20 protein-coding genes and 1 riboswitch are annotated in these 24,959 nt (G+C 56.6%); of the genes, 17 read left to right on the top strand and 3 right to left on the bottom strand.

What is annotated here, in order from left to right:
• Positions 1-22: 22 nt before the first annotated feature.
• Positions 23-1,120 carry a YheC/YheD family protein gene (locus NSS83_RS13075; protein WP_341184126.1) on the bottom strand — a complete coding sequence of 366 codons (1,098 nt, stop codon included), beginning with the start codon at positions 1,118-1,120 and terminating at the stop codon, positions 23-25.
• A gap of 220 nt (positions 1,121-1,340) precedes the next feature.
• Between NSS83_RS13075 and NSS83_RS13070 the strand changes: the two genes are divergently transcribed.
• From NSS83_RS13070 to NSS83_RS13050, 5 genes are all read left to right on the top strand, one after another.
• The gene (locus NSS83_RS13070) at positions 1,341-6,275 is read left to right on the top strand and encodes a WIAG-tail domain (protein WP_341348386.1); all 4,935 of its coding nucleotides are present in this window, start codon (positions 1,341-1,343) and stop codon (positions 6,273-6,275) included.
• A gap of 901 nt (positions 6,276-7,176) precedes the next feature.
• Positions 7,177-8,022 carry a glycosyltransferase gene (locus tag NSS83_RS13065; RefSeq protein ID WP_341184128.1) on the top strand — a complete coding sequence of 282 codons (846 nt, stop codon included), beginning with the start codon at positions 7,177-7,179 and terminating at the stop codon, positions 8,020-8,022.
• The gene (locus NSS83_RS13060) at positions 8,019-9,011 is read left to right on the top strand and encodes a glycosyltransferase family A protein (protein ID WP_341184129.1); all 993 of its coding nucleotides are present in this window, start codon (positions 8,019-8,021) and stop codon (positions 9,009-9,011) included. Before NSS83_RS13065 ends, NSS83_RS13060 begins: the two co-directional genes overlap by 4 nt.
• Complete coding sequence (locus NSS83_RS13055) at positions 9,008-9,745, top strand: glycosyltransferase family 2 protein (RefSeq protein ID WP_341184130.1); 738 nt, start codon at positions 9,008-9,010, stop codon at positions 9,743-9,745. The genes NSS83_RS13060 and NSS83_RS13055 overlap by 4 nt, the downstream gene beginning before the upstream one ends.
• 47 nt (positions 9,746-9,792) lie before the next feature.
• Complete coding sequence (locus tag NSS83_RS13050) at positions 9,793-10,524, top strand: sugar phosphate nucleotidyltransferase (protein WP_339220012.1); 732 nt, start codon at positions 9,793-9,795, stop codon at positions 10,522-10,524.
• Positions 10,525-11,319: 795 nt separating this feature from the next.
• On the opposite strand, the gene NSS83_RS13045 is transcribed toward NSS83_RS13050, so the two are convergent.
• Complete coding sequence (locus NSS83_RS13045) at positions 11,320-11,844, bottom strand: GNAT family N-acetyltransferase (protein ID WP_341184131.1); 525 nt, start codon at positions 11,842-11,844, stop codon at positions 11,320-11,322.
• Positions 11,845-12,118: 274 nt separating this feature from the next.
• Between NSS83_RS13045 and NSS83_RS13040 the strand changes: the two genes are divergently transcribed.
• The 9 genes from NSS83_RS13040 (at position 12,119) to NSS83_RS13000 (ending at position 19,783) form a co-directional block, all read left to right on the top strand.
• Positions 12,119-12,406, top strand: a complete 288-nt coding sequence (locus NSS83_RS13040; protein ID WP_036701568.1) for a nucleoside-diphosphate sugar epimerase — start codon at positions 12,119-12,121, stop codon at positions 12,404-12,406.
• Positions 12,407-12,439: 33 nt separating this feature from the next.
• Positions 12,440-12,775, top strand: a complete 336-nt coding sequence (locus NSS83_RS13035; RefSeq protein ID WP_341184133.1) for a restriction endonuclease subunit S — start codon at positions 12,440-12,442, stop codon at positions 12,773-12,775.
• On the top strand, positions 12,772-13,059 hold the full coding sequence (locus NSS83_RS13030; protein ID WP_341184134.1) for a hypothetical protein: 288 nt from the start codon (positions 12,772-12,774) through the stop codon (positions 13,057-13,059). The genes NSS83_RS13035 and NSS83_RS13030 overlap by 4 nt, the downstream gene beginning before the upstream one ends.
• 19 nt (positions 13,060-13,078) lie before the next feature.
• Positions 13,079-13,480 carry a hypothetical protein gene (locus NSS83_RS13025; RefSeq protein WP_341150401.1) on the top strand — a complete coding sequence of 134 codons (402 nt, stop codon included), beginning with the start codon at positions 13,079-13,081 and terminating at the stop codon, positions 13,478-13,480.
• Between the two features lie 247 nt (positions 13,481-13,727).
• Complete coding sequence (locus NSS83_RS13020; protein ID WP_341348385.1) at positions 13,728-14,204, top strand: GNAT family N-acetyltransferase; 477 nt, start codon at positions 13,728-13,730, stop codon at positions 14,202-14,204.
• A 156-nt stretch (positions 14,205-14,360) separates the two neighbouring features.
• Positions 14,361-14,459: riboswitch (purine riboswitch) on the top strand.
• Between the two features lie 62 nt (positions 14,460-14,521).
• Positions 14,522-15,859, top strand: coding sequence for a 5'-deoxyadenosine deaminase (locus tag NSS83_RS13015; RefSeq protein WP_341348384.1), 1,338 nt, complete (start codon positions 14,522-14,524; stop codon positions 15,857-15,859).
• Between the two features lie 310 nt (positions 15,860-16,169).
• On the top strand, positions 16,170-18,071 hold the full coding sequence (locus tag NSS83_RS13010) for an LTA synthase family protein (RefSeq protein ID WP_341348383.1): 1,902 nt from the start codon (positions 16,170-16,172) through the stop codon (positions 18,069-18,071).
• A gap of 9 nt (positions 18,072-18,080) precedes the next feature.
• Complete coding sequence (locus tag NSS83_RS13005; RefSeq protein ID WP_341348382.1) at positions 18,081-19,493, top strand: hypothetical protein; 1,413 nt, start codon at positions 18,081-18,083, stop codon at positions 19,491-19,493.
• Positions 19,494-19,609: 116 nt separating this feature from the next.
• A complete protein-coding gene (locus NSS83_RS13000; RefSeq protein ID WP_341017000.1) occupies positions 19,610-19,783 on the top strand; it encodes an aspartyl-phosphate phosphatase Spo0E family protein in 174 nt (57 codons plus the stop codon).
• Between the two features lie 81 nt (positions 19,784-19,864).
• Here NSS83_RS13000 and NSS83_RS12995 read toward each other — a convergent pair whose 3' ends face one another.
• Positions 19,865-20,611 carry an AAA family ATPase gene (locus NSS83_RS12995; RefSeq protein WP_341185217.1) on the bottom strand — a complete coding sequence of 249 codons (747 nt, stop codon included), beginning with the start codon at positions 20,609-20,611 and terminating at the stop codon, positions 19,865-19,867.
• Positions 20,612-20,957: 346 nt separating this feature from the next.
• On the opposite strand from NSS83_RS12995, the gene NSS83_RS12990 reads away from it, so the two are divergent.
• The 3 genes from NSS83_RS12990 to NSS83_RS12980 all read left to right on the top strand — a co-directional run bounded on the left by NSS83_RS12990 (position 20,958) and on the right by NSS83_RS12980 (position 24,944).
• Positions 20,958-22,046, top strand: coding sequence for a DUF3880 domain-containing protein (locus NSS83_RS12990; protein ID WP_341184139.1), 1,089 nt, complete (start codon positions 20,958-20,960; stop codon positions 22,044-22,046).
• A 32-nt stretch (positions 22,047-22,078) separates the two neighbouring features.
• Complete coding sequence (locus NSS83_RS12985) at positions 22,079-23,212, top strand: glycosyltransferase (RefSeq protein ID WP_341184140.1); 1,134 nt, start codon at positions 22,079-22,081, stop codon at positions 23,210-23,212.
• Positions 23,213-23,408: 196 nt separating this feature from the next.
• The gene (locus NSS83_RS12980) at positions 23,409-24,944 is read left to right on the top strand and encodes a glycosyltransferase (protein WP_341184141.1); all 1,536 of its coding nucleotides are present in this window, start codon (positions 23,409-23,411) and stop codon (positions 24,942-24,944) included.
• Positions 24,945-24,959: the final 15 nt, after the last annotated feature.

Here is a 24,959-nt window from a genome sequence, read left to right as displayed (position 1 = left end):
TTGACATAGAATAGGAGACAAATCAATAAGAGTTCATTCTTAATGCTTCTTCGTACAGATATCTGGCATAGCCCATAGGCTGGCGGTAGCTGTCTTTCCATACGCCGCGCAGTCCAGCCTTTTGGAAGCCGTAACGCTGGTCGCGTCCGTTGCATTCAATGAAATACAGATGTCCGTGCTTCGTGACACCGATGTCCAGACCGATATCGGCCAGCCCCGGCAGACTCTTCTCCAGTTCACGGGCGATGGCGAGACTGAGGGAGAGGACGGACATACGGATTCTGGCTGCCTCATCTCCGGGGAATACCTGCTCCAGGGCAAAAGAGGACTTGAGGGCTTCGCCCCCTCTGGCAATGTTCGATACAAAACCGCCGGGCGCAGCCAGCTTGGCGAACAGGCCGGTGACCTGCCACGCTCCGCCCCAGCCCCGCTGTACCGTGACACGCAGGTCAAAAGGGCGTCCGTTAATCTCGGCCAGCGGAATCCGTTCCTGGACCAGATAGGGCACAGAAGAGAGCCGGGCGCGGAGGACCCGGGGAAGGGCGTCTGGATTAACGGCTCTGCTAATCTTGCGTCTTGAGCCGGAGAGAGAGTAGCTCCAGAGCCAGCGCCCTTCACCGCTGCGGGTGAGCCGCATCACACCGTTACCCACGCTGCCCCGGCAAGGCTTGAGGATCAAATCCGGGTAGCGGCTCATCATCTCCCTCAGGCCGGAGAGTCCGCTTGCAGTGACCGGCAGATATGCTTGCAGTTCGCGGCTGCGCTCCAGCAGGCCGTGAATCTGATCCTTGCCGTAGCGGTTGCAGCTGTTATAGACCTGAATTCCCTGCCGCAGCAGGCGCTCGACGCCAGTGCTGCCAGGATCATAGATTGCCCGGTTGTGGATGACCTCCGGCGTAGGAATGATTTGTTTGCGGTATCCTTGCGGACCTTTCTTCATATAGACACTGCTGAAGCCGGACGCCGCGTCGATGTCGGACAGCTTCACAAAGCAAGGGGTTAATCCGTATGCGGCGGCGGCCTCTTCGTAGTTGGCCAGAGATTCCTGTCCGGTTTTTAACCGGGGAACGCCCCCGTGCATAGCGGCATTTAGCAGTATCCCAACAAGCTTTTGCCCCATGTTCGTTCCTCCTGTTATCTTGAAGTACTTCCCGGCTGTTTTTATGTCTCCTGTCATTGTATGTATGTACGTGCCCGTAAGGGTTGGACGGATGCGCGGCGGCAGATGCCCTTTTTTGAAAGGAGAAGATTGGATGACTGGTAAGGAGAAGGGTGTCATCCGCCTATGCTGCTGCATATGATGCCTAGAAGATACATTAGATGGAAGGAGGAGACTGCTTGTGAAGGGTCCCAAACGAAAACAGCAGCGCAGTACCAAAAGACCGCTCTATTACGTGGATAATCCCGATACGACTGAACTTAGCATGCTGGACAGCAGTCCCAAAACACAGAAAACCCAACAATCGGCAGCGGTGGAATCGGCAGAGGCAGAAGATATTACCCTGCAGGTGAGCGGGGTGGAGATGCTGGAATTGACCGCGACGCCTCGGCAGACTGTACCTGCACTGGAGGGGAATCAAGGAACGGTGACGGAAGTGGTACGCGTGCAGGAGGATCGTGCTGTCCTGCTTGAAGCTGAGGTAACGGCTCCCCTGGAAAAAGAACGCCTGCAGCCCGTATACACCGATGATCTGTCTGATGGCGCCGTCACCGGTGCCAAGATTGCTCCACGCACCATTGACGGGTCCAGGCTAAAGCATGGCATCATTGGCACACCCTGGCTGCAGGACTATGCGGTGCAGAGCATCAACCTTGCGGACCGGGCGGTTACCTCCTCGAAGATAGCGCCGGAGTCCGTTACCGGTGAGCATCTGGCGGAGAGCAGTATCAGCGGGGGCAAGCTGCTGGATCACTCTATCGGCGGCGAGAAGCTGAAGGATGGCAGCATTGGTCCCGAGAAGCTGGCAGACCGGATGATCAGTGGCGGACATATTGCCGATGGTGCGATCAGCAGCAGGCATCTTAGTGAGTTCATTATCACGGCTGAGCTGCTGGACGATGGGGCGGTGACCGGTGAGAAGATTCTCAGCAGCAGCATTGACAGCCGCCATCTCAGCAACGGCAGTATTGACCGCTCTAAGCTGGCTGACGAAGCGGTGTCCGCTGATAAAATTGCCGATGGCGAGATCAGCGGTGTCAAGCTGGGCGATGCGGTGATCGAGAGCCGGCATGTGGGGGAAGGCGTCATTACCGCGAAGCATCTGGCACCGGGTGCCATTGGACGGGAACAGCTGGCGGCGCGCCTGATCGGCAAGGAGCAGCTTCAGCCCGGTATTATTGAGAGCGGGCATCTTGCAGATGGGGCTGCCGGGTCCCGGCAGATCGCGGCGAAGGCTGTCCGCAGCCAGCATATTAACCCGGATAGCATCCATGCGGACCATATCGCCGAAGGTGAGGTTGGCAGCCGTCATCTGGCAGACCGCAGCATTTCTTTTGTGAAGCTGGCGGACGGCGCGGTAGGAACTACACAGCTGATTGAGCAGGCGGTCACCTCTTCCAAAATCGCGGATCAGAGCATTCTCGCCCATAAGCTGGCCGATGAAGCCGTAATGACGCGCCATATTGCGAAATCTGCAGTGCGCAGTGCGCAGATTGCCACGCAGGCGGTCACTTCGGCTCATCTGCAGCGCGAAGCCGTGGATAATTCTCATCTGGCCGCAGAATCTGTAGGCTCTGCCCAGCTGCAGGAGCATTCCGTCCTGACCGGCCATCTGGCCAAAGGGGCAGTTACGGAAGAACAACTGGGGTATGAATCCGTTACAGGAGAACATATTAGCCCCCAGAGTATTACCGCAGCCAAGCTGGCGGACGGCAGCATCATTACCGCCAAGCTGGCCATGGGCGCGGTCGGAGGTACGATTCTTGCAAAAGAAGCGGTCAGCGGAGAGCATATTGCGGTCTGCGCCGTGGAGGAGAAGCATCTGGCGGACGGCAGCATCAGCGGACGGGTGCTGCAGGAAGAGGCTGTTGATGCTGGTCATCTGGCATCCGGCGCTATCGAACGCCGGCATCTGGGAGACAGCAGTGTGACTTCATCCGCGCTGCAATCCGGTTCAGTAACGGCAGATAAGCTGTCCTCCGGTGCCGTCAAGGAGGCCCATCTGACTGCGGCGATTGTGCAGCCGCATCATTTGGCTGACTATGCCGTCACTTCACTGAAGCTATCGCCGGAGAGTGTCTCAACGGATAAGCTCGGTGATCTGGCTGTCACTTCCATTAAGCTGGCTGACGGCAGTGTGAGTGCGGAGAAGCTGGCAGCCTCAGCAGTGCAGAGCGAGCATCTGTCGGAAGGCGCAGTCGGCCCGGATTCGCTTAAGGATGCCTCTGTGCAAGGCAGACATCTGGCAGCGGGCAGCGTAGGCGGTGCACATATCCGGCCGATGTCGGTTGGCAACGGGCATCTTATTCCAAGCTCTGTCTCCTCCATCCAGATTCAGGATGGCAGTATCAGCGGCACGAAGCTGGCCGAGGAAGCGGTGGCTTCCCGCCATCTCACTCCCGGCAGTGTGGGCGGAATCCAGCTGGCTGAGGCCTCAGTGGAAGGGCGGCATCTCGCAGATGGCGGTATTCGTCTGGCGCATCTGGCAGAGGAGGTCCGCAGTGCGGAGCTTCTGCCCGACAGCAGCATTGGCGCGGAGAAGCTGGCAGCGGGTGCTGTAGAATCGGTTCATTTGGCTGAAGCGAGTGTTCAGGGTGTTCATTTGGCCCAGGCAGCGGTGGAAGCCCGGCATATTGGTGCCGGGGAGATTACGCTGGCCCATCTGGCCAAGGAGACGCGCAGTGCGGATCTTCTCCCGGATGGCAGCATCGCAGGCAGCAAGCTGGGGGCAGGAGTGGTAGGGGCCTTCCATCTGGCTGCGGGCAGTGTGTATGGCGGCCATCTGGCTGCGGATGCAGTAAGCAGCCGGCATATCCGCGCCGGCAGCATTCAGCTCAGTCATCTGGCTCCCGATACGCGGGGCACGGACCTGCTGCCGGATGGCAGCATAGGTGGAAGCAAGCTGGCCGAAGGCGCAGTGGATTCGCAGCATCTCCAGCCGCAGAGCGTGAAAACAGAGCATCTTGCGGGCGGAGTGATTCAAGAACGTCATTTGGGCTCAGGAATTATCCGGCTGGCGCATCTGGCAGAGGAGACGAGAAGTGCAGACCTGCTGCCGGACGGCAGTATAGGTGGAAGCAAGCTGGCCGAAGGCGCAGTGGATTCGCAGCATCTTCAGCCGCAGAGCGTGGAAACAGAGCATCTTGCGGGCGGAGTGATTCAAGAACGTCATTTGGGCTCAGGAATTATCCGGCTGGCGCATCTGGCAGAGGAAACGAGAAGTGCGGAGCTGCTGCCGGACGGGAGCATAGGCGGAAGCAAGCTGGCCGAAGGCGCAGTGCATTCGCAGCATCTCCAGCCGCAGAGCGTGAACGGAGAGCATCTTGCAGGTAGAGTGATCCAGGAGCATCATTTGGGGTCGGGAATTATCCGGCTGGCGCATCTGGCAGAGGAAACGAGAAGTGCAGAGCTGCTGCCGGATGGCAGTATAGGTGGAAGCAAGCTGGCCGAAGGCGCAGTGGGTTCGCAGCATCTCCAGCCGCAGAGCGTTGACGCAGAACATCTTGCAGGTGGAGTAATTCAAGAGCGTCATTTAAGCTCAGGGATTATCCGGCTGGCGCATCTGGCAGAGGAAACGAGAAGTGCGGAGCTCCTGCCGGATGGCAGTATTAGAGGAAGCAAACTGGCAGCGGGTTCTGTGGGCTCTATCCATCTGGCTTCCGGCAGCATTTATGGAGGTCACCTCGCGCCTGAAGCGGTGGATAGCTGTCATATCCGTCCCGGCAGCATCAGCCTGGAGCATCTGGCTCAGGATGCCCGGACCGCCGAGCTTTTGCAGGACGGCAGTATTACAGGGGGGAAGGTTGCTCCTCACAGCATTGGAACCAGGCAACTGGCGGAAGGCGCAGTGGGAAGCTCAGAGCTTCAAGATGAAGCGGTGGATGGCGCCAAAATCTCTTCCTTTGCCATCCAGTCCCGGCATTTGGAAGAAGACAGCGTGCAGAGCTACCACATTGTTCAGAATGCGGTGAGCGGGGATCATCTGGCCCCTGATTCAGTGGATAGCAGCCATCTCCGCGCGGGCAGCATCCAGCGTGAGCATCTGGCCGAGGGGACGCTGACCTCTGAGCTGCTGGGAGAAGGCAGCATAGACGGCAGCAAGCTGGCACCAGGAGCAGTGGGGCCTAATCATCTCGCTCCGGGCAGCATCTACGGAGGCCATCTGTCTCCCGGAATCGTTGACGGGCGCCATATCCGTCCCGGCAGCATCGGCCTGGAGCATCTGGCCGGGGATGCGCTGACCGCGGAGCTGCTCCCGGACCATAGTGTGAACGGAGCGAAGCTTGCGATTCACAGTGTCGGCACCGGCCATCTGGCTGGAGGAGCGGTAGGCAGCACTGAACTGCAGGATGAAGCGGTTAAGGCTTCGAAAATCGCTCCCTTTGCCGTCCAGTCCCGGCATCTGGAAGAAGACAGCATCCAGAGCCATCATATTGCTCAGGGTGCAGTGAACGGGGATCATCTGGCTCCCGGATCAGTAGATAGCAGCCATCTCCGTGAGGGCAGCATCCAGCGTGAGCATCTGGCTGAGGGCACGCTGACCTCGGAGCTGCTCCCGGACCATAGTGTAAACGGAGAGAAGCTTGCTCTTCACAGCATCGGTACCGGGCATCTGGCTGAAGGAGCGGTAGGCAGTACTGAACTGCAGGATGAGGCGGTTAAGGCTTCGAAAATCGCTCCCTTTGCCGTCCAGTCCCGGCATCTGGAAGAAGACAGCATCCAGAGCCATCATATTGCTCAGGGTGCAGTGAACGGGGAGCATCTGGCTCCCGGATCAGTCAATGCGGAGCATCTGTCCTTCCATCCGGTGCAGAGTGTCGGGAACCGCGATGTTTTGCAGCAGTTCGGGATGACGGCGTTTATGTTCAATGGTGAGGCGGAGAGTGTAGAGGTGACGGTTTCTTTTGACGAGAGCTTCGGTCATACCGGCTATGTGCTGGTTGCCATGGCTAACCAGCCGTACTTCCATGCTTCGCTGAAGAACAGAACGGGCGGAGGAGCAACCATTGAGGTCGTACGGCTGCGCGAGACTCAGCATTTCTATGGCGTGCTGTCGTGGATTGCGCTCGGCACTCCGCTTCTCAAACCTGCTGTGGAGCATCGTGCTTTTGATTGATTCAGACTTTAATCGGGTATTGGGAACACGAATCCTCATTGATGTAACAAAAGCTCAGATCGTAGACAGGTTGGAAGTGTATGAGGCGCAGCCGTTGGCTGCGTCTTTCCTTGTAATATAAGAATTTATAAGTTTTACGCTATACATTATCCTTCTATTTCTCGCTGAAACGGCTGCTATCTCTATTTGTCTGTGGAGCAGTAGTTGTGAGAGGAAGGACAGGTGGAGTTGGAAAAAGGCGCATAACTGCGCCAATCATCGGTTTATGAAGCAGTTTGATTGTATTTCCTGCAATAGAAAACGCATATCCGACTGCAAAATTAGATTCTATTGTACTTCATACAGTGGAATGTTGTGTTTTGGATGGAAAATGGCCTTTGTTCAACATTCAATTGTACGGAATACAGTAGATTCTATTTCGAAGCCGTTTTTGCCGCCTTCTATTGTACAAAATGCAGTTGCTATCGTTCCGGCGCTTACAGCATCCAAGTGACTGCTGTGGGAATGAGGCGCTGGCTCGTTAAGGTCCGATAATGATCATATTCATAATATTAACTCTGATGCTGTACTGGTTTAGCTTGCCCTTCCTCCGAGGCAGGTGGCGGAATCTGCTGATGGATGGGACAAGCAGGGAAACCTGGGGGGCATTGTAGCTGCTCTGTGCGGATCTGTTCCGACCAACTCTGAAGCGACTGATATATTCGATTTGCTGGTGGACGGATGTATTCCAGCTCGTGCATACGCTCCCTTATCGGCTTATTACCGGGTGGAGGCGCATAGCGGCATTTGTCCAATTATCTGCGCTCGGGGAGACACTTGCCGTTACCGGGGGTGGCGGGATACATAGACTATGGTGTAACCCTCAGCCCGGGAGCAGCCCTGTGAAGGAAGGTGGATGAGCATGAAAAGAAAAGGAACATCTGCCCGCCGCACGGGGCGGCGGGCAACCCGGACAGCACGGCGGCCGGAGGCACGGCCGGTGCGGCCTGCTATACCGCCGCCTGCGGTGAATCATCCGCAGCCTGAGGTGTCGGTCATTATTCCGGCTATGAATGAGGCGGCGACGATTGCTGCGGTAATCGCCGGAGCCAGAGGCGTTCATCCCCGCTGTGAGGTTATTGTGATTGTTAACGGTTCTGCGGATCAGACCGCAGAGATTGCGCGCTCCTGCGGAGCGAACGTAATGGTATATGAACAGCCGCTCGGGCATGATGTCGGGCGAAGCGTGGGTGCTGCGGCGGCGAAGGGAACGATTCTGCTGTTCACGGATGGGGATCTGGTAATCCCCGCCTCGCAGCTGCGTCCCTTCGTGACCGCGGTCAGCGGTGGAGCGGATCTGGCCCTGAATGATTATTCCGGTCCGGTCCGCAGCAGAGTTCCGCATCCGGTGGTGTTATCCAAGCATGTGCTGAATCTTCTGCTTGGAAGGTCTGAGCTGAAGGGCTGCTCCTTGACTGCCGTTCCTCATGCGATTAGCCGGAGGGCGCTGGAGGTCCTGGGCAGCGGCCTGCTGTCGAGACCGCCGCTCGCCCATGCGCAGGCGGTGCTGGAGGGTCTGGTTGTGACGGCGGTGCATAACGTGCCTGTAGGCAGGATGAACGCGGTCCGCCGGAAGCATAGCGGCAGCGATCCTTTGCAGGAGGCTATCCTCAGAGACCACCTGGATGCTGTAGCCCTGGTGCTGGAACGCAAGGGCGGCCGGGCGGGCTTCGGGGACGGCACCCGGCGAAGGGAGATGGTGAGATGATGGAACGGCAGGAAGTATCCGTCAGCGGCCGGTCTTCGGCGGGGCGGACTGCAACCGGAAGCAGCGGCTCTAAAGGGCGCAGCTCCGGACGCGGCACAGCAGTGCGGAAAGGCGCAGCTAAGCAGCGGTCTGCGCAGCGCCGCAGCAAGTCTGCGGGGGCTGGGCTGGGCCGCTCCCGCTCCAAGCGGAAGCCCGCTTCCGGGCGGCGGGTCCTGCCGCTGCCGGCACCAAAGGGCTCACTGTCAGTGATTATCTCGGCCCGGAATGAGGAGCAGACATTGCCGAAGCTGCTGGAGCAGGTGGAACGCCTGAAGCCGCAGGAGATTATTGTGGTGCTGAACGGCTGCAGCGACCGCAGTTTTCAGCGGACCCGGTTATGCGCTCAGGCGAGCATAGTGTACATTCCGGAGTCTGCCGGACATGATGTGGGACGTTCGCTGGGCGCCAAGCTCAGCCGGGGAGATATCCTGTTGTTTCTGGATGGTGATATGGTAATCTCCGCCGGGCAGCTGTCTTCCTTTGTGGCTGCGGTGGACCGGGGGGTGGATGTGGCGCTCAACGACCTTGATCCGCTGCTCCCTCCATTCGGGTTAAGTGATGCGGTTACCCGCTGCAAGCTTTACCTGAATCAGGTTCTTGGCCGCCCGGATCTTGGAGCAAGCTCCATGACAGCCGTTCCGCATGCCTTATCCCGCCGGGCGCTGGAGAGAATCGGCTACCGCGAGCTGATGGTGCCGCCCCGGGCGCTGGCGCTCTCCATAATGGGCCGCCTGCGGGTGGAGAAGGCCGGAGGGGTGAATGTAATTAAGCAGAACCGGCTGCGTCAGGGCAACACGGGAGCCGGCAATGCCATGGAGCAGCTGATTGCCGGTGATCATGCGGAAGCTCTGGTCTGCGTGATTGCCCACCAGCAGAGCAGCGGACAGCTCTCGGCCGAGAACCTGCTGGAGCACCGCCGGCAGATTGCCGCCTGGAGGAACGCGCTATGACAATGACGAGCATTATTATTCCTACGTATAACAGGCTCGGGCTGCTGCGCTCCTGCGTCGAATCGATCAGAGCGCATACCCGGTCTGCCTTTGAGATTATTGTAGTGGACAATGCCTCGGATGATGGTACCGAAGCCTACTGCCGCGCCAGCAAGCTGAAGTTCATCTCCCTCCCGGAGAACCGCGGTTTTCCGCTGGCCTGCAATATCGGGCTGCAGCTGGCTGCGGGGGAGGAGCTGCTGCTGCTGAACAATGACGTCATTGTGTCGCATGGCTGGCTGGATAATCTGAAGAGCGCCTTGTACAGTGCCCCTGATATAGGAATTGTCGGACCGGTGACGAATTATGCCAGCGGACGGCAGCAGGTACAGACCGGCTATGCCGATATTGCAGGCTTCCATGCTGAGGCGCTCCGGACCAATATCCCGGATGCCGCGAAGTGGCAGGAGACCCGAAGGCTTGTAGGTCTGTGCTTTTTATTCAAAAGACAGCTTATGGACGCGATCGGCCTGCTCGATGAACGCTTCTCGCCGGGCCATTATGAGGATGACGATTACTGCTACCGCGCCCGGCTGCAGGGATACCGGCTGCTGATTGCCGGAGATTGCCTGGTTCATCATGAAGGCAGCGCCAGCTTCAAGGAGGTCTATTCCGCCTCATTGCAGGAGCTGGTGGAGCGCAACCGCAGGATTTTTATGGAGAAATGGCAAGTGGACCCGTCGCAGTTCATCTGAGGCCCCTGGCCGAAGGCAAAAGACGTAGAGAAAGAGGAGGAACGTAAGTGAAAGGAGTCATACTGGCAGGCGGAACAGGAACAAGGCTATACCCGCTCACCCGGCTGATGAACAAACATTTGCTTCCGGTCGGCAAATACCCTATGGTGTGCTACGGGATTGAGCGGCTGCGCCAGGGGGGGATCACCGATATTCTCCTGGTCATCAGCAAACAGTCCGCAGGACAGTACACTGACTTTTTGGGCAGCGGCGCGGAATTCGGCGTCTCCCTGACTTACAAAATCCAGGAGGCGGCAGGCGGCATCGCGGAAGCGCTGGAGCTGGCGGAAGGATTCATCCTGCCGGGGGAACGGTTTGTCGTGCTGCTGGGGGATAATTTGTTCATGGATAGTCTGGAGCCTTATGTGAAGAGTTATCTGCAGCAGCCGGCGGGGACCGCGAAGGTGCTTCTGAAGCCTGTCGAGGATGCGCGCAGATACGGGGTTCCGGTGTTTGACAGCGCCGATGCCTCCCTGATTGCTTACATTGAAGAGAAGCCGGAGCAGCCGAAGACGAAATTCTGTGTTACAGGCATATATATGTACGATGAAGCTGTATTCGATATCATCCGCCGGATTTCGCCTTCCAGAAGGGGCGAGCTGGAGATTACCGATGTGAACAACCTGTATGCCGTAGAGCGCAAGCTGAGCTATGATGTGCTGCAAGGCTGGTGGAGTGACGCGGGAACCTTCCAGTCTCTGCGCGAAGCCGGAGATAAGCTGAGAGATACGCTGCCCTGAGGGGCGGCGTTTTTTTGAAATAGAAGAATTTATATGTTTCACACTATACATTATCTTTCTATTTTTCGCCGAACCGGTACCGTCATTTACAAGGCGGCAAAGCCGTCCCCGCTTGGTGGGGGCGATTAATGTAGGGCGGCGGAGAGGTGGGGAAGGCGAGGTAGAGAGAGAAGGGGGAGGGAGGAAGAGTAATTAGTTGGTCTACATAGGAAGAGACTGAGGAGGGTAGGAAACTTGAGTGGTCAAAGGTAACTAAAGGGATAAATCCCTTAGAATTCGCCAAAAGTGGGCTGGAGGCTGAAATGAGAGGGATAAATCCCTCTGAATTCGCTGGAAGTGGGCTGGAGGCTGAAATGAGAGGGATAAATCCCTCTGAATTCGCTGGAAGTGGGCTGGAGGCTGGAATGAAAGGGATAAATCCCTCTGAATTCGCCGGAAGTGGGCTGGCGGCTGGAATGAAGGGGATAAATCCCTTAGAATTTGCCGGGGATGGGCTGACGGCTGAAATGAAGTGTACAAATACACTTGAATGCGGCGAAAGTCGGGGTTGGGCGGAAATGAGGGGCACAAATGCCCCTGAATTCAGCCGCAAGCGGGCGCAAGGGTCCAAAGTCGTTCGAGCTGCCCCGATGGGCAGTACAGCAGCCAGCTCATCGCCCAAGCTAGCAGCTTCAGCTTAACGTCTTCAACTTATCTCCCCAGCATGCAGCCACCAGCATATCGTTCGCAGCATATCGCCCCAGCTAGCAACCTTCAACTCAACGCCCTCAGCTCAACGCCTTCAGTTCATCGCCATCAGCCATTAGCTGGCCGGGCGATTCTCCACCAGAACAAATCCTCGGTCTCGCGGTACAGTTCCGCACCCAAATGTTGCAGGACGCGGTGGGAGGCGAAGTTATCCTTTTCGGTATCTGCAATGATCCAGTATGCGCCGGGATGGCTGAAGATCCAGGCTGTGATCTGCCGCAGCGCTTCTGTGGCATAGCCTTGCCCCCGGTATCTCTCGTCCAGGACATAACCAACGATGACTTCCCCGTGTTCGTTCGGGCGGCCTTTGAGAATCAGGAAGCCGATGAGCTGCTGTTGTTCACGGTGGATGATGGCCCACATGGTCAGCCAGCAGTAGTTCTCTTCATCCTGAAGCACCTTGGCGTGCCTGACCCGCATCGCATAGCGCATCTCTTCATCGTCAAGCAGGGTTGCGGTTGCCGTCACGTTCAAGCCCAGCGCCTGCTCCAGCCCGGCATAATCAGCTAAGGCTAACGCCAGCTCTGAAGCGCCCAAGGGGGATAGGTCCAGGTGTTCGCCTGTTAGTTTCATAGATTACCTCCAGTTCTAATCGGTACATAAGCGGACATACATCATTTGGATGTATTTTCAGCCAAGCATAGTCTGCTGTTACGTTTCTTGTCAATATGCTCCAGCTGGCAGCCTTCCCCATACCTTGAAGCGGAAGCGGACACGGGGATTTGAACGTTGAAATTAATGGTCATCTTACGACATGTTCCAGCCCAACTTGCGGCGCTTCTCCGGCACCGTCAAGGCGGATGCCGCATATGCTGTAGCAGGGCGTTTGAGCAAAGGAGACATGAAGGTGCAGAGTAAAATTACAAAAGTCCTGCAGCACATGGCCCATACGCACGAACAAATGGCACGGATTCTTGACGCCGAACGCCACGTAGCCGTCCGTATGTCGCAAATAGTTCACGATCTGCCGGATGCGGACCCTGATTTCGGCGGATTCAGTGGGCTGGTGGAAAGCTCAGGCCAAGTCAACAAAAACATCATTGCTTACCTCAATGCACTTGCCGATCTCGAAGAGGCGATGGCGGAGGGAGTGGGCAGGGTCATCAAGGAATTAAACGGTCAGGAAGAAGAGTAAGGATAACGTGTAACCTGAGCAAGGAGGCGGAGGATGAGCAGAGAAAAGGCATATCTGCAAATGCTGGAGTCGACCGCTGTCATCCAGTGGAACATCGCGATGATTCTCGAGGCCAAAGCGGTGGAAGCGGAAAAAGTGAAGCAGTGGACCCATCATCACATCCACGCTAGAGCATTCGACTCCCACGAAGACCAGCTGAAGGAATCCATCTCTATTCATGAGGTAATCGTAGAGATGGTAGAGGGGCTGACGAAGCTGGAGAACGGGCTGTACAGCAACCTGAAGGCGGTGCTGGGCAGCGGAGAAGACGAGGGCGGCGATTTCGGCGGGGATGGCGAGGGCTTCAGCTTCGGGGACGACAGCAAATGAGCGGCGGGCTGCTCTCCGAACATGCCGTCAAGCTGGAGATGATCCGCTCGATCGCCCGCAGCCAGGCAGCGCTCGCAGCCATCCTCGAGAGTATTGCTGAAGTGACGGGGCAATCGGAGCTGACAGCCCGCAAGCTGAGCGACAATATCAGGATTCTTAGCGGGTACCAGAGTTCAATGTGCCGGATGATATCCGGTATTTCACTGCATGAGCCCAAAGAAGGAGTGCCTGCAGCCCCCTGGCTGAGCAAGGACTGCTCAGAGGGGACCGCCAGGAGTAGATGAAGTACAGGAGGCGTAGAAGATGAAGAGAAAGAGACAGGGCAAGCTTGGTTCCACGGGCAAGGGACGCAGACGCAGACCGCTGCTGTCGCGGAAGACACGGATACGCAAAGGTCCCGGCCGCAAATCGCGCAAGGGGCTGCTTGGCAAGCCGGGGAAGAAATCCCTGCAGCTGCGCAGAAAAAGAAGACTACGCAGACGGCTGCTCCGCAAATCCCGAGTGGTTAGGCCGGTACAGGTCATCCCGGCTATCGAGCCCCCTCTAGAGCCTCAGGTGATTCCGCTCCCCCCGGATCTGGGCGTCCCGCCGGAACTGCCGCCGGGAGACGCCTATCAGCAGGGCTACACCGAAGCATACAACGTGGGGTTCGACGCAGGTTTCGCCAAGGGCTTCGAGGACGGGCATAAGCTGGAGCTTGGCTGACAGAGCCGCAGGCATAGCAGCGTGCAGGCCGATACAGCGGCTACAGGGGCTGGCGCATATTGCGCCGCCCCTATAGCTATAGCACATGGGGAACTTTGGATAAGGCAGGCTATCGGAATTTCCGGCCGGATATGGTAGACTTCTTAACAGAATCTTTACCAGGTTCACTATTCGGGCAGGAAAGCGGGGAACGCACATGATGAGGAATGAGATACGAAGAGCGCGGAGTGAGGAGGTCCAGGAGATCATGAATCTGATTGCCAAATGTGTACAAGTTATGCAGGCAGGCGGAAGCGATCAATGGGATGAAGGGTACCCTAACCGTGAAGTCATTAGTGAAGATATCGGTAAGGGAACCTTATTTGTCTGCCTGGAGCATGAGGCGATTGCCGGAATTCTTGTGCTGGATGAGAACCAGGCGGAGCAATATGCAGGCATTGAATGGGAACAGCAGCAGGGGCCTCATCTGATTATGCACCGGCTTGCGGTACATCCCGAGATTCAGGGCAGAGGGATTGCCAGGCGGTTGAACGCCTTTGCCGAGGAATTCGCCCGCAGCAGCGGGTATAGAAGCATCCGGCTCGATACATATGCGAAGAATGACAGGGCGCTTAAGCTGTATCCTTCACTCGGGTATGTGCAGAGAGGCGAGATTCGTTTTCCTGGCCGTACCGCCGCTTTTCCGGTGTTTGAGAAGGTGCTGACAGAGAATATGGAGAGCTAATTTCTATTGAAGTGAGGAAACATTACATTTTATCCTGATTTTCTAGTGTGGAAATGTTGGGTGGTGCCCGAAACTCACTTTTACAAATTATCATGTTAACTTTAATAACTATTGTTGACATAAAAGCTGTCTTTGAACTATGATGGGACTATTCATAAGCAATGGAATAGTCCTTTTCGTATATCCTTAATAATTGGTTTAAGGGTCTCTACCGGGAACCGTAAATTTCTGGCTACGAAAATATGCTGAGGCATATTTTTGTGGCCTTTTTGTGTTAGTGATCAGCCGGACATCAACAAGATTAGGGGGAGAAGACAATGGCGAATATCCTGATTAAGCATGCGGAGATTATTACAATGAACAAGCAGGAAGACATTATATACGGTGATATCCGCATCCAGGGTGATCTGATTGTGGAGATTGGCACCGGCCTTGAAGTGAAGGGGGCTGAGCTTGTCATCGACGCCAAGAACCGGACGGTTATCCCCGGCTTCATCCAGACGCATATTCATCTGTGCCAAACACTGTTCCGCGGCAAAGGGGATGATCTGGAGCTGATGGACTGGCTGCGCAAACGGATCTGGCCGCTGGAGGCGGCGCATGACGAGGAGTCCCTGTACTATTCAGCCATGCTCGGCATTGGGGAATTAATCACCAGCGGCACAACGACCATCGTGGATATGGAGACAGTACATCATACGGATTATGCCTTTCAGGCGATTGCGAAGAGCGGTATCCGCGCCTTGTCAGGGAAGGTTATGATGGACCGGAAGAACCCGGATGCACCGGCGGCCCTGCAGGAGGAGACGGCGGCTTCGCTGCAGGAGAGTGTGGATCTGCTGGAGAAATGGAACGGGTATGCGAACGGCCGGATTCAGTATGCTTTTTCCCCGCGGTTTGTTATTTCTTGTACGGAGCAGCTGCTGCGGGAGGTGGAGAGCCTCTCGGCCCGTTACGGGGTGAAGGTGCATACCCATGCTTCCGAGAATCTGGGCGAGATCGAGCTTGTGCAGGCGATGACCGGTATGCGCAATGTCGTCTATCTGGATCACCTGGGGCTGGCTAACGAACGTCTGATTCTGGCTCACTGTGTCTGGCTGGATGAGCAGGAGAAGCGGATTTTGCGGGACCGCGGGGTTCATGTCAGCCATTGCCCGGGCTCGAATCTCAAGCTGGCCTCCGGCATCGCCGATACGCCGGGCATGCTTCATGACCATATTCATCTCAGCCTGGGTGCAGACGGCGCGCCCTGCAACAATAATCTGGATATGTTCAATGAGATGCGCCTGGCGGCAGTCATCCAGAAGCCCGTGCATGGCCCGACTACGATGGATGCCCGGAGCGTCTTTCGGATGGCAACCATCGGAGGCGCGAAGGCGGTGGGGATGGAGGATCAGATCGGCAGCATCGAGGTCGGCAAGAAGGCGGATCTGGCCATCCTTAATCTCTATAATTTCCATACCTTTCCCTCCTATGACGTAGACCCGATCTCGCGGATCGTCTACTCGGCCACCCGTGCCGATGTGGAGACGACGATGGTTGACGGTGAGATACTCATGCACACAGGGCAGCTGAAGACCATTGACAAGGAAGTCGTGCTTCATGAAGCGAACCATTCCATCAAAAGACTGCTGGGCAGCGCGCGGCTATCCTAAGCGGAAGAGGCTTCAACGCCAGTTGTCCCAGACAAACTGACTATAGTGACCGGAGGCATGATTGCGGCCCGAACCAGAAGCATGTTAGATTTAAATTGTAGCCTTGCAGGGGACTTTGCGCCTCTGCTTTTTTTGTCCCTGGAGGGATAATGAATGTAATGAACCTTTTCTCTTGCCCAGTTGTTTAATAGGGTGGCCCTCTTTTGATTCCCTCTACAAGTATTGCTATACTAGAGCAACGTGAGCTTTTTACAGAAACAAGGAATTAATTTTACACCACTATTAATGAAGAGAGTAAGAGGGGATTGCAATGAGAGAGGGCAAACCTGCGTCTGCGCAGGCTCATTTCTATATCGTGGCGGGATTGCTGTGGCTGAAGCTGCTGCTGCTGAGAGGGCTGTTCTTTGACCGGATTGCCTGGGAGTGGATCGCTGCGGATCTGGCGCCGGTGCTCCTGCTGCTCGGTGTGCTGGCTGTAATTACGCCTGAGCGGATGAGGAAAGCGGTCTTCTGGAGCTTCAATGGCCTATTGTCGCTGCTGCTGTTCGCGGCCAGTGTGTACTTCAATCACTTTGGGTCGGTGCCTACCTATCTGGCGCTCTATGAGCTGAACCAGGTATTTCAGGTAAAAGAGAGTGTAGAATCTACGATTGAGTGGGTCGATTATCTGTTTTTTGCCGATCTGCTGATAGTGATGATCTATTCGCTCTTCCGCAGATGGAAGAGAGGGCCTGAACAACGGTGGCAGAGGGACAGTCAGCCTGCACGCAGCTCCCGGAGCATCTATCGGGTGATGCTGCTGGTGGCAATCATTGGCGGCGGCTCGCTGTCAGCGTACTCGATTCATTCGGCTAGGGGAATTACCAATGAGCTGGTCCAGGCGGAGACGGCCGGATTCCTGAATTATGAGGTGGTGGCAACGATCAAGGCCCGGGAAGATAACGGCCTGATCGGGACCGGCGATATTCACGAGACGATAGCCAAGGTGCAGGCACTGGAGGCCAGCTATCCATACAAGACTGTGACTGGCGGACAGCCGGAGCATTTCGGATCGCAAAAGGGGAAAAACGTCATCATCATCCAACTGGAGGCGTTTCAGAATTTCCCGCTGCATCAGTCACTGGAGGGTCAGGAGCTGACCCCGGTGCTGAATGGCCTGGCCGCAGAGGGCTTCTATTTCCCGCATGTGTATCAGCAGGTAGGTCCGGGCAATACCTCGGATGCGGAATTCATGAGCAACACCTCGATCTATCCGATCGCTTCGCTTGCCATGTCCACAGGCTTCGGGGACCGGGAGCTGCCGGGACTGCCGCGGCTTTTGCGGGATAAGGGGTATGAGGCTTACACGTTCCATGTGAACAAGGTGGGCTTCTGGAACCGGAATGAGCTCTATCCTGCGCTTGGCTTCAACGGCTACTATGACAAGGGCTCCTTCAAGAATGACCATTTTAATTCCTTCGGAGCCTCCGATGAGCAGCTCTATGCTACTGCCGTGGAGAAGCTGGCGGTGCTGCATCAGAAGGGCACGCCTTTCTATGCCCAACTGGTGACGGCCTCCAGCCATCATCCGTTCAAGGTGCCGGACAGCTTCCGCCGCATTCAGATACCGGACAAGCTCCAGGGCACGATGCTGGGTGATTATCTGAGCGCGGTGAACTATACGGATTATGCGATAGGCACGCTGATTGACGGATTGAAGCAGCAGGGCATGTGGGAGGATACTGTGCTGGTGCTGTACGGCGACCATTTCGGCCTGCAGCCGAAGGATGTGCCGGCGGAGCAGGTGGAGGAGACGCTTGGCATCAAATATGACGACCGGATCAGCCGGTTCAACATTCCGCTCGTGATCCACGTGCCCGGCATGAAGCAGGGACAGGTTGTGGAGCGGACCGGCGGACAGCTGGATGTGCTGCCGACGGTAGCCAATCTGCTCGGGGTATCGCTGAAGGATGAGGGGTTCACGGCATTCGGGCATGATCTGCTGAATGTGGACCGCAACGTGGTGGGCATGCGCTATTATTTGCCGACAGGCTCTTTTTTCAATGATGAAGTGTTGTTCGTCCCCGGTAAAAGCTTCGCGGATGGTGAGGCGGTCTCGCTGGATACGCATGAGCCGGTTAAGGATTTCAGTGCCTATCAGAGCGATTATGACTACATCCTGAAGCTGATGGGCTTATCTGATGAATATGTGAAGCTGCTTCCGCAGCGTTAGGAGGATGTTATGAAAAGACTATGGAAACCCGAGGTTCTCATCTCGCTGGCCGGTGCTGTGCTGATCCTCTATCTGCTGTTCGTGCGGCCCTTCACCGGCGTTGCCGATAACGGCGATTTCCTGCGGATGATGAATACGGTCGGACTGAATTATTTTGATGCCGGGGAGGATTATGCTGACCGTTTCTTCAGCTATAGTCATTCTAAATTTGCCTATGATGATCTGTTCAAGGGCTTCTACCCGTCCTCGCAAATTCTGCTGGTGCTGGTGCCAAGGCTGCTTGCGGGCTTATTTCACGGCAGTTACTTCGATATCCGTCTTCTGGCAATTGTATATGGAGTACTGCTGCTGGCTGCCACGTGGATGATCGTCAAGCTGGGCGTGAAAAGCTCCTATGCCACGGGCCTGCTGCTGGGCGCGGGAATGCTGTTTGTGTTCTACGATATCGGCTATCTGGCTTATTTCAACTCCCTGTTCGGCGAACCCGTGTCGATGGTCTTCATGCTGCTCACGTTCGCGCTGGGCCTGAGGCTTATCTTCCAGGAGCAGCCGTCCTCCAAAGGACTTACGCTGTTCTTCGTGGCCGTGCTGTTCCTGATCTGCTCCAAAATCCAGAATGCCCCCGTCGGCCTCGCTTTTGCGCTGATCTTCCTGCGCCTGCGGACGCTGCATGGAACAGGCAACTGGCGCAAGCTGGCACTTGGGCTTGGGGTGGCTACAGCGCTGGTATCAGTGATTATGTACGTGACAGCGCCGAAGGAGCTTAAGCATATCAACCTGTATCAGACGGTGTTCTTCGGCATTCTGAATGAATCACCGGATGTGCGCGGTGATCTGCGCGACCTGGGGCTGCCGGAGCGCCTGGAGGTACTGGCGGGGACCAACTATTTCCAGACAGATACGGCGATCAAGCAGGATGATCCATCGCTGGTTCCGGATTTCTATGACCGTGTATCGCATAAGGATGTGCTTTTCTTTTATATGAAACATCCCGGCCGGTTAATAGAGAATATGAAGTATGCGGCTGCTAACAGCATGTCCATCCGTCCCTACTACCTCGGAAGCTATGAGAAAAGCGAGGGTAAGCCTGCGGGCGCGGTAGCAGGAATGTACAGCGGGTGGAGCGAGCTTAAGAACAAGCATCTGCCTCATTCTCTCGGATTCCTGGCTATTTTCTATCTAGTGTATTACGCCGGAGTGTTCTATCAATACTTCCGTACGAAGGAGGTAGCGGGGCGGATCGCCGGAGAAATGATGATGCTGCTGGGACTGATCGGGCTGTTCTCGTTCCTGGTTCCGATCCTCGGTGACGGCCGTGCGGATATCGGCAAGCATCTGTTCCTGTTCAATGTCTGCTTCGATATGATGGCGGTGGCGATGCTGGGCTGGACGCTGCATAAGCTGACGAGGCTGCTGAAATAACCTGTCATGTCAAACCCTTAATTGACCCCTAGCGGATTATAGAATACAATGTGTTTGGAACTTTAGTAAAAGAGTGGAAATGGCTTGATACAGCCTCATCCTACAAGGGGGCCGCTATGGGGAATGAAGAATATAAGGATAAGATTGAACAGGCAAGACAGGAACTGAACAAACTAGCCTTGGAGTACGGGATGCAGGATGTCCGGGTACTCCGCCAATCGGTGAAGCTGGATGCGCTCCTGAATGAATACAGTGATTGTAATACGGAGAAGGATGATCAGCTTTATTAGAGAATTACTGAGCAGCTATACCAATACAAGAGACACTTTGACGGTTAACGCCGCGGAGTGTCTTTTTTTAATATTCAGGGGTCAAAAATCATCGCCCAGCAGCTCGCGGAGCATCTTCTCCCGGTTCATCATGAAGGCGCGGGTGACCGTGTAATGCTCTGTGTCCTCCAGCGCAACAGGCGTGATGCTCTCTCCCTGCAGCAGGAGAATATCCGCACCCGGATAGGACATCAGGATTGGGGAGTGGGTGGCGATGATGAACTGGGAATTCTGCTCCGCCAGCTCATGCATCCGCGCCAGCAGTGACATCTGCCGCAGGGGAGACAAAGCGGCCTCGGGCTCGTCCAGAATATAGATGCCCTGCCCGCTGAAGCGGTGAACGAACGTGGAGAAGAAGGATTCTCCATGCGACTGCTCATGCAGCGAGCTTCCTCCATAAGAATCTTTAATCCGGTTCCCCATGCCCGGCTCCTCATCCAGCTTATCGATATAAGAAGCCACATTGTAATAGCTCTCCGCACGCAGGAAAAAGCCGTCCTTCGGCCGCCGTACCCCTCTGGCAATCCGCAGGTATTCATGAAGGCTTGAATGCGAGGCACGGGTATGGAATGAGAAATTCAGCGTCCCCCCTTCCGGATTGAACCCCCAGGCAGCAGCAATGCCTTCCAGCAAGGTAGACTTCCCGCTACCGTTCTCCCCCACAAGAAAAGTGACCTGTTTCTGAAAAGCAAGCCGTTCCAAGGTTCGTACCACCGGCAGATGAAACGGATAGCTCCCGAAGGAAGGGACTGCATCCCGCAGCAGCTCGACATGGCGCAGATACAGCATAGGGCCATAGATTGAACTCATATCTTAGTGCCTCCTCAGTAGGTTTTCCCTAATTGTAGATGATTCTTGGGGCCCCCGCAAAGTACTTGAGTAAGCTTCAGAGTATGGCCTCACTTTGTGGGGCTGTTATGGGGCCCCCGCAAAGGATTTGAATAGGCGCCGGTGTGCAGACCCTGCCTCTGCATGGACAAGAGTGGACGGAATCTGCAGAGGTTCGGGCCAAGCGGGCGAAAGACGGGGGGCATATGCCAATTTCGCCGCGACACAGACAGATGTCCATGAGGCGGATGCTGACTCCGCATATAGTACTACTGTCTTGAGAATCTAACGGGGCAGGGTGAAGGCCGTGAAAACAAAAAAGAGAGGCGGGCTTCCACGGGATTACCGGGATGGTTATCTGCAAGGGTACCATCTCGGCCTGTGCGAAGCCGTGAAGCGCCTGAATACCCCTGAAGTGGGGGAACGCCAGCCGTTAAAACTGATGTATGTTCCCCAGGGGTTTCAGGCTATCGATGCGGGAGTCGCAGAAGCACTGCGGCTGCTGGTAAGCGAGCTGATCATCTGTCCTCCGGAAACTATGCTGGAGGTGGCAGCGCGCGAATTGCCGGAGGCGGTGCTGGTGATGAACGGGCTGCATGTATTTCCGGAGAATCATTTGGAGCAAATTACGGCAATACGGCAGCTGGGTATCCCGGCGGCGATCTGGTTCGTGGATGATCCTTATTTCACCGAGGACACATCCGTCATCTGCCGGCATTACGATTATGTATTCACGCATGAGCTGGGCTGTGTGGAATTCTACCGTTCGCTGGGGACGGCGTCTGTGCACTACCTTCCGCTGTGCGTCAACCCCCAGATGTTCTATCCGCGCCACACCGGACCGCAATATCACTATGATGTCGTGTTCATCGGCAATGCCTTCCGCAACCGTACGGAGCTGTTCGATGAGCTGGTCCCCTTCCTGCGGGGGAAGAAGGTGCTGATCGCCGGGGGGTTCTGGGAGCGGCTAGCCCACTTCGAGGAGCTGTCTCCGTACATCAGAGAGGGCTTCATCCCGCCGGAGGAGACCGCCAATTATTACAGCGGCGCCAAGCTGGTCATCAATATCCACCGGCCCTGGGAAGGAGGGATGGACAACCGGAATACGTTCCAGCTGCCGTCCCTCTCCATTAATCCCCGGACCTATGAGATCAGCGCCTGCGGGACGATGCAGCTGACCGATATCCGGCAGGATCTGGATATCCACTACAAGCCGGGCCGCGATCTGGAGACCTTCGCTTCTGCCGATGAGCTGAAGCGCAAAATTGATTATTACCTGAAGCACGAGAAGGAGCGCCGCGGGTATGCGTTGCGGGCACTGCAGACCACGCTGCGCCGGCATACCTTTACTTCGCGTCTGCCTCATTTACTGGGTGTTCTTACTTCAAGAGGGTGAATTTCATTATGGATCAAAAGGAGCGAATACTCATGAACAATGAATTTATTATGCCTGCCCCGCCATTGCCGAGAACCCCTGCGGAGGAAGAGAAGCTGCGGGGCCGCCTGACCGGCTTCAAAGGCGGTTATGACGAAGGCTATCTTCGGGGACGGCTGGCTGTGCTGGACGGACGCCCGGAGGAGCCGCAGCCGGTAAGGAATATCCATGTGATGTACGTGGCTTCAGGCAAGGGATACCCGTATTCTCCGCTGGATGATGCAGTGCTCTTCGCTCTGCAGCGGCAGACGGTCCAGGTCACGATTACCGATGTGCGCCAGAATCTGGTGGAGCTGGCAGCCGCCCAGCGTCCGGATCTCGTGCTGGTGCTGGATGGTCTGGATTTGCCGCTGGAGCAGGTGGCTATTCTGCGCGGCCAGGGCATCAAGACCGCAATCTGGCTGACCGATGATCCGTATTACACGGACTTCACAATGAAGATTGTGGCCCACTATGACTTTGTATTCACACTGGAGCGTAATTGCGTAGAGATCTACCGCGGCCTGGGCTGCACGGAGGTCCACTATCTGCCTTTTGCCGCGCACCGTGAGCATTACCGTCCGACTACCGGTCGGTCGCCGGTCAGCCGGGATGTCAGCTTCATCGGGTCCGCGTACTGGAACCGGATTAATTTCTTCCGCGATATTATGCCGGAGCTGATGAGCTACAACACGGTCATTAACGGAATCTGGTGGGACCGGTTGCCGGAAGCTCCGCTCTATGGCGACCGGATTGAGATCGGCAAGTGGATGTCCCCTCAGGAGACGGCTGTAACTTACAGCGGCTCGAAAATTGTGATCAACCTTCACCGCTCGCATATCGACGATGCCGTCAACAATAACACGCTGTATATTCCGGCCGTATCGCCGAATCCGCGTACGTTCGAGATTGCTGCCAGCGGCACGCTGCAGCTCTGCGATGCCCGTGACGATCTCGGCTCCTTCTACAAGGTGGGCGAAGAGATCGACACCTACTCCAGCCCCCGCGAGCTGATGGACAAAATCCAGTACTATCTGACGCACGAGGAAGAGCGCCGGGAGATGTCTCTCCGCGCCTTCGAACGCACGCTGAGGGATCATACGTATGCCAGACGTCTGGGTCAGCTGCTCACTATTATTTACGGGTAAGGCAGCAGGGCAATCGTAGAACAGGCTGTCAGCAAAATGTGCGTATCACAGGGGACAGGTGTCGTGCCGGCATCTGTGCCCCCTCAATATACTGGAGTACCGGGCAGAGATGTTAGCCTGTCAGCTAATATACCCGTCCCAAGCAGGAGCACTGCTGAGTGATAGCAGATTGTGTGCATTCAAAATTAGGAGGTGAATGGCTGCTCCACAGCCCTTCGCAGGGGAGCGCCGAGACACCATGGCCGACAAAGCGACGATCGTCCTCTTTTCCCATGTCTCCAACACGCGCAGTATTACGGGTGCGGAGAAGCTGCTGTTATTCTTCAGCCGGGAGTTGTCTCCTTACTTCAATTGTATCCTCGTAGCTCCGCAGGACGGGAAGCTGACACAGCTGGCCCGGAGCTACGGCCTTCAGGTCCGGCTGATGTCTATTCCGCTGGTCTATGGAGTGTATACCCCTTATGCCGGTCTTCCGGCAGATATCCGCAAGCTGCAGGAGGGCCGGGAGTATCACGAGCTGACGCACTGGCTTGCGGAGCTCCGTCCGTCGTTCGTGATCACCAGCACCTGTGTGCATGCCCTGCCGCCAATCGCGGCGAAGACACTGGGCATACCGGTGATCTGGAAGATCTCGGAGACCATCACAGACAACGAGTTCACCCCGGTCAGCGTAGAGCTGATCCACAACCACAGCGATGAGATTCTGGCGATTTCACAGACAGCGGCAGCGTGCTTCCCCGAGGAGATCCGCGATAGCAAGGTGACCCAGCTGCCTCCGTCATGGAGTGACGGGGATTTGATGTTCGAGGCTTGGAGCAAGCTGCGCGGGGAACGGCGGAGTGAGCTGAAGATTGCTCCGGGGGACCCGCTGATCGGCTATGTCTCTTCCTTCATTAATAAGGAGAAGGGGCTGGAGCATTTCGTCAAGATGGCGGTTCTGGTGCATGAGCAGCATCCGGCTGCCCGCTACCTCGTAGTGGGGACTCCCGGGGATAAAAGCTACTATGAGCGCTGTGTCCGCAAGGTGAAGCTGGAGGGACTGACCTCACGCTTCCGGTTTGTCGGATATGAAGAATGTCTGCCGGCCGCTTACTGCGCGATGGATCTGCTCGTTGTCCCCAGCCTGATCCGGGAAGGCTTCGGCATGACGGCCCTGGAGGGCTATGCCTTCAGCAAGCCGGTCGTCGCTTATGATTCCGGCGGCCTGCGGGAGATCCTGAACGCCGCAGGCTGCGGCGAGCTGCTCGTGCCAGCGGGAGACATCGATGCGCTGGCCGCACGGGTGAACGCGCTGCTGGCCGACCAGGCGATGGCGGCCGGCATTGGCCGGCAGGCGCGGGAGCATATCGAGGCCGTCTACGGCCCGGCGGCTTACCGCGCCCGGCTGCAAGGCTTAGCGGAGAGGTGGCATCTCCGCTACTGCCTCCAGCCGCCGCAGCTCAGCGGCGGCTTGGAAGCCCTGCCCGCAGCTGCGCCGGCGGGCGGGAAGAGCGCCCCCGCGGCAGCGCCGACGCGGGGGAAGTCCGGGCGCCGCGCCGCACGGCTGCGGGCCGCGAAGCTGCGGCGCGGCAGGCTGCGCCGCGCCAAGTCCCGGAGCAGCGCGGCGGGAAAGAGCCCGCGCCGCAAGAAGCGCGCGGCAAGCTCCGCGCGCAGGCGGGCCAGCGGCGGCAAGAAGCGCCGCGCGGGCCATGCCGGAAGCCGCCGGAGCAAGCGGCGGCGTAAGGCATCTTGAGCAGCCTGCCCGGTT

Origin of the sequence: Paenibacillus sp. FSL H3-0469, from assembly GCF_038051945.1 — a bacterium.
In the GTDB taxonomy this organism is placed as follows: domain Bacteria; phylum Bacillota; class Bacilli; order Paenibacillales; family Paenibacillaceae; genus Paenibacillus_AQ.
This window is presented reverse-complemented; position numbering and strand designations above follow the sequence as displayed.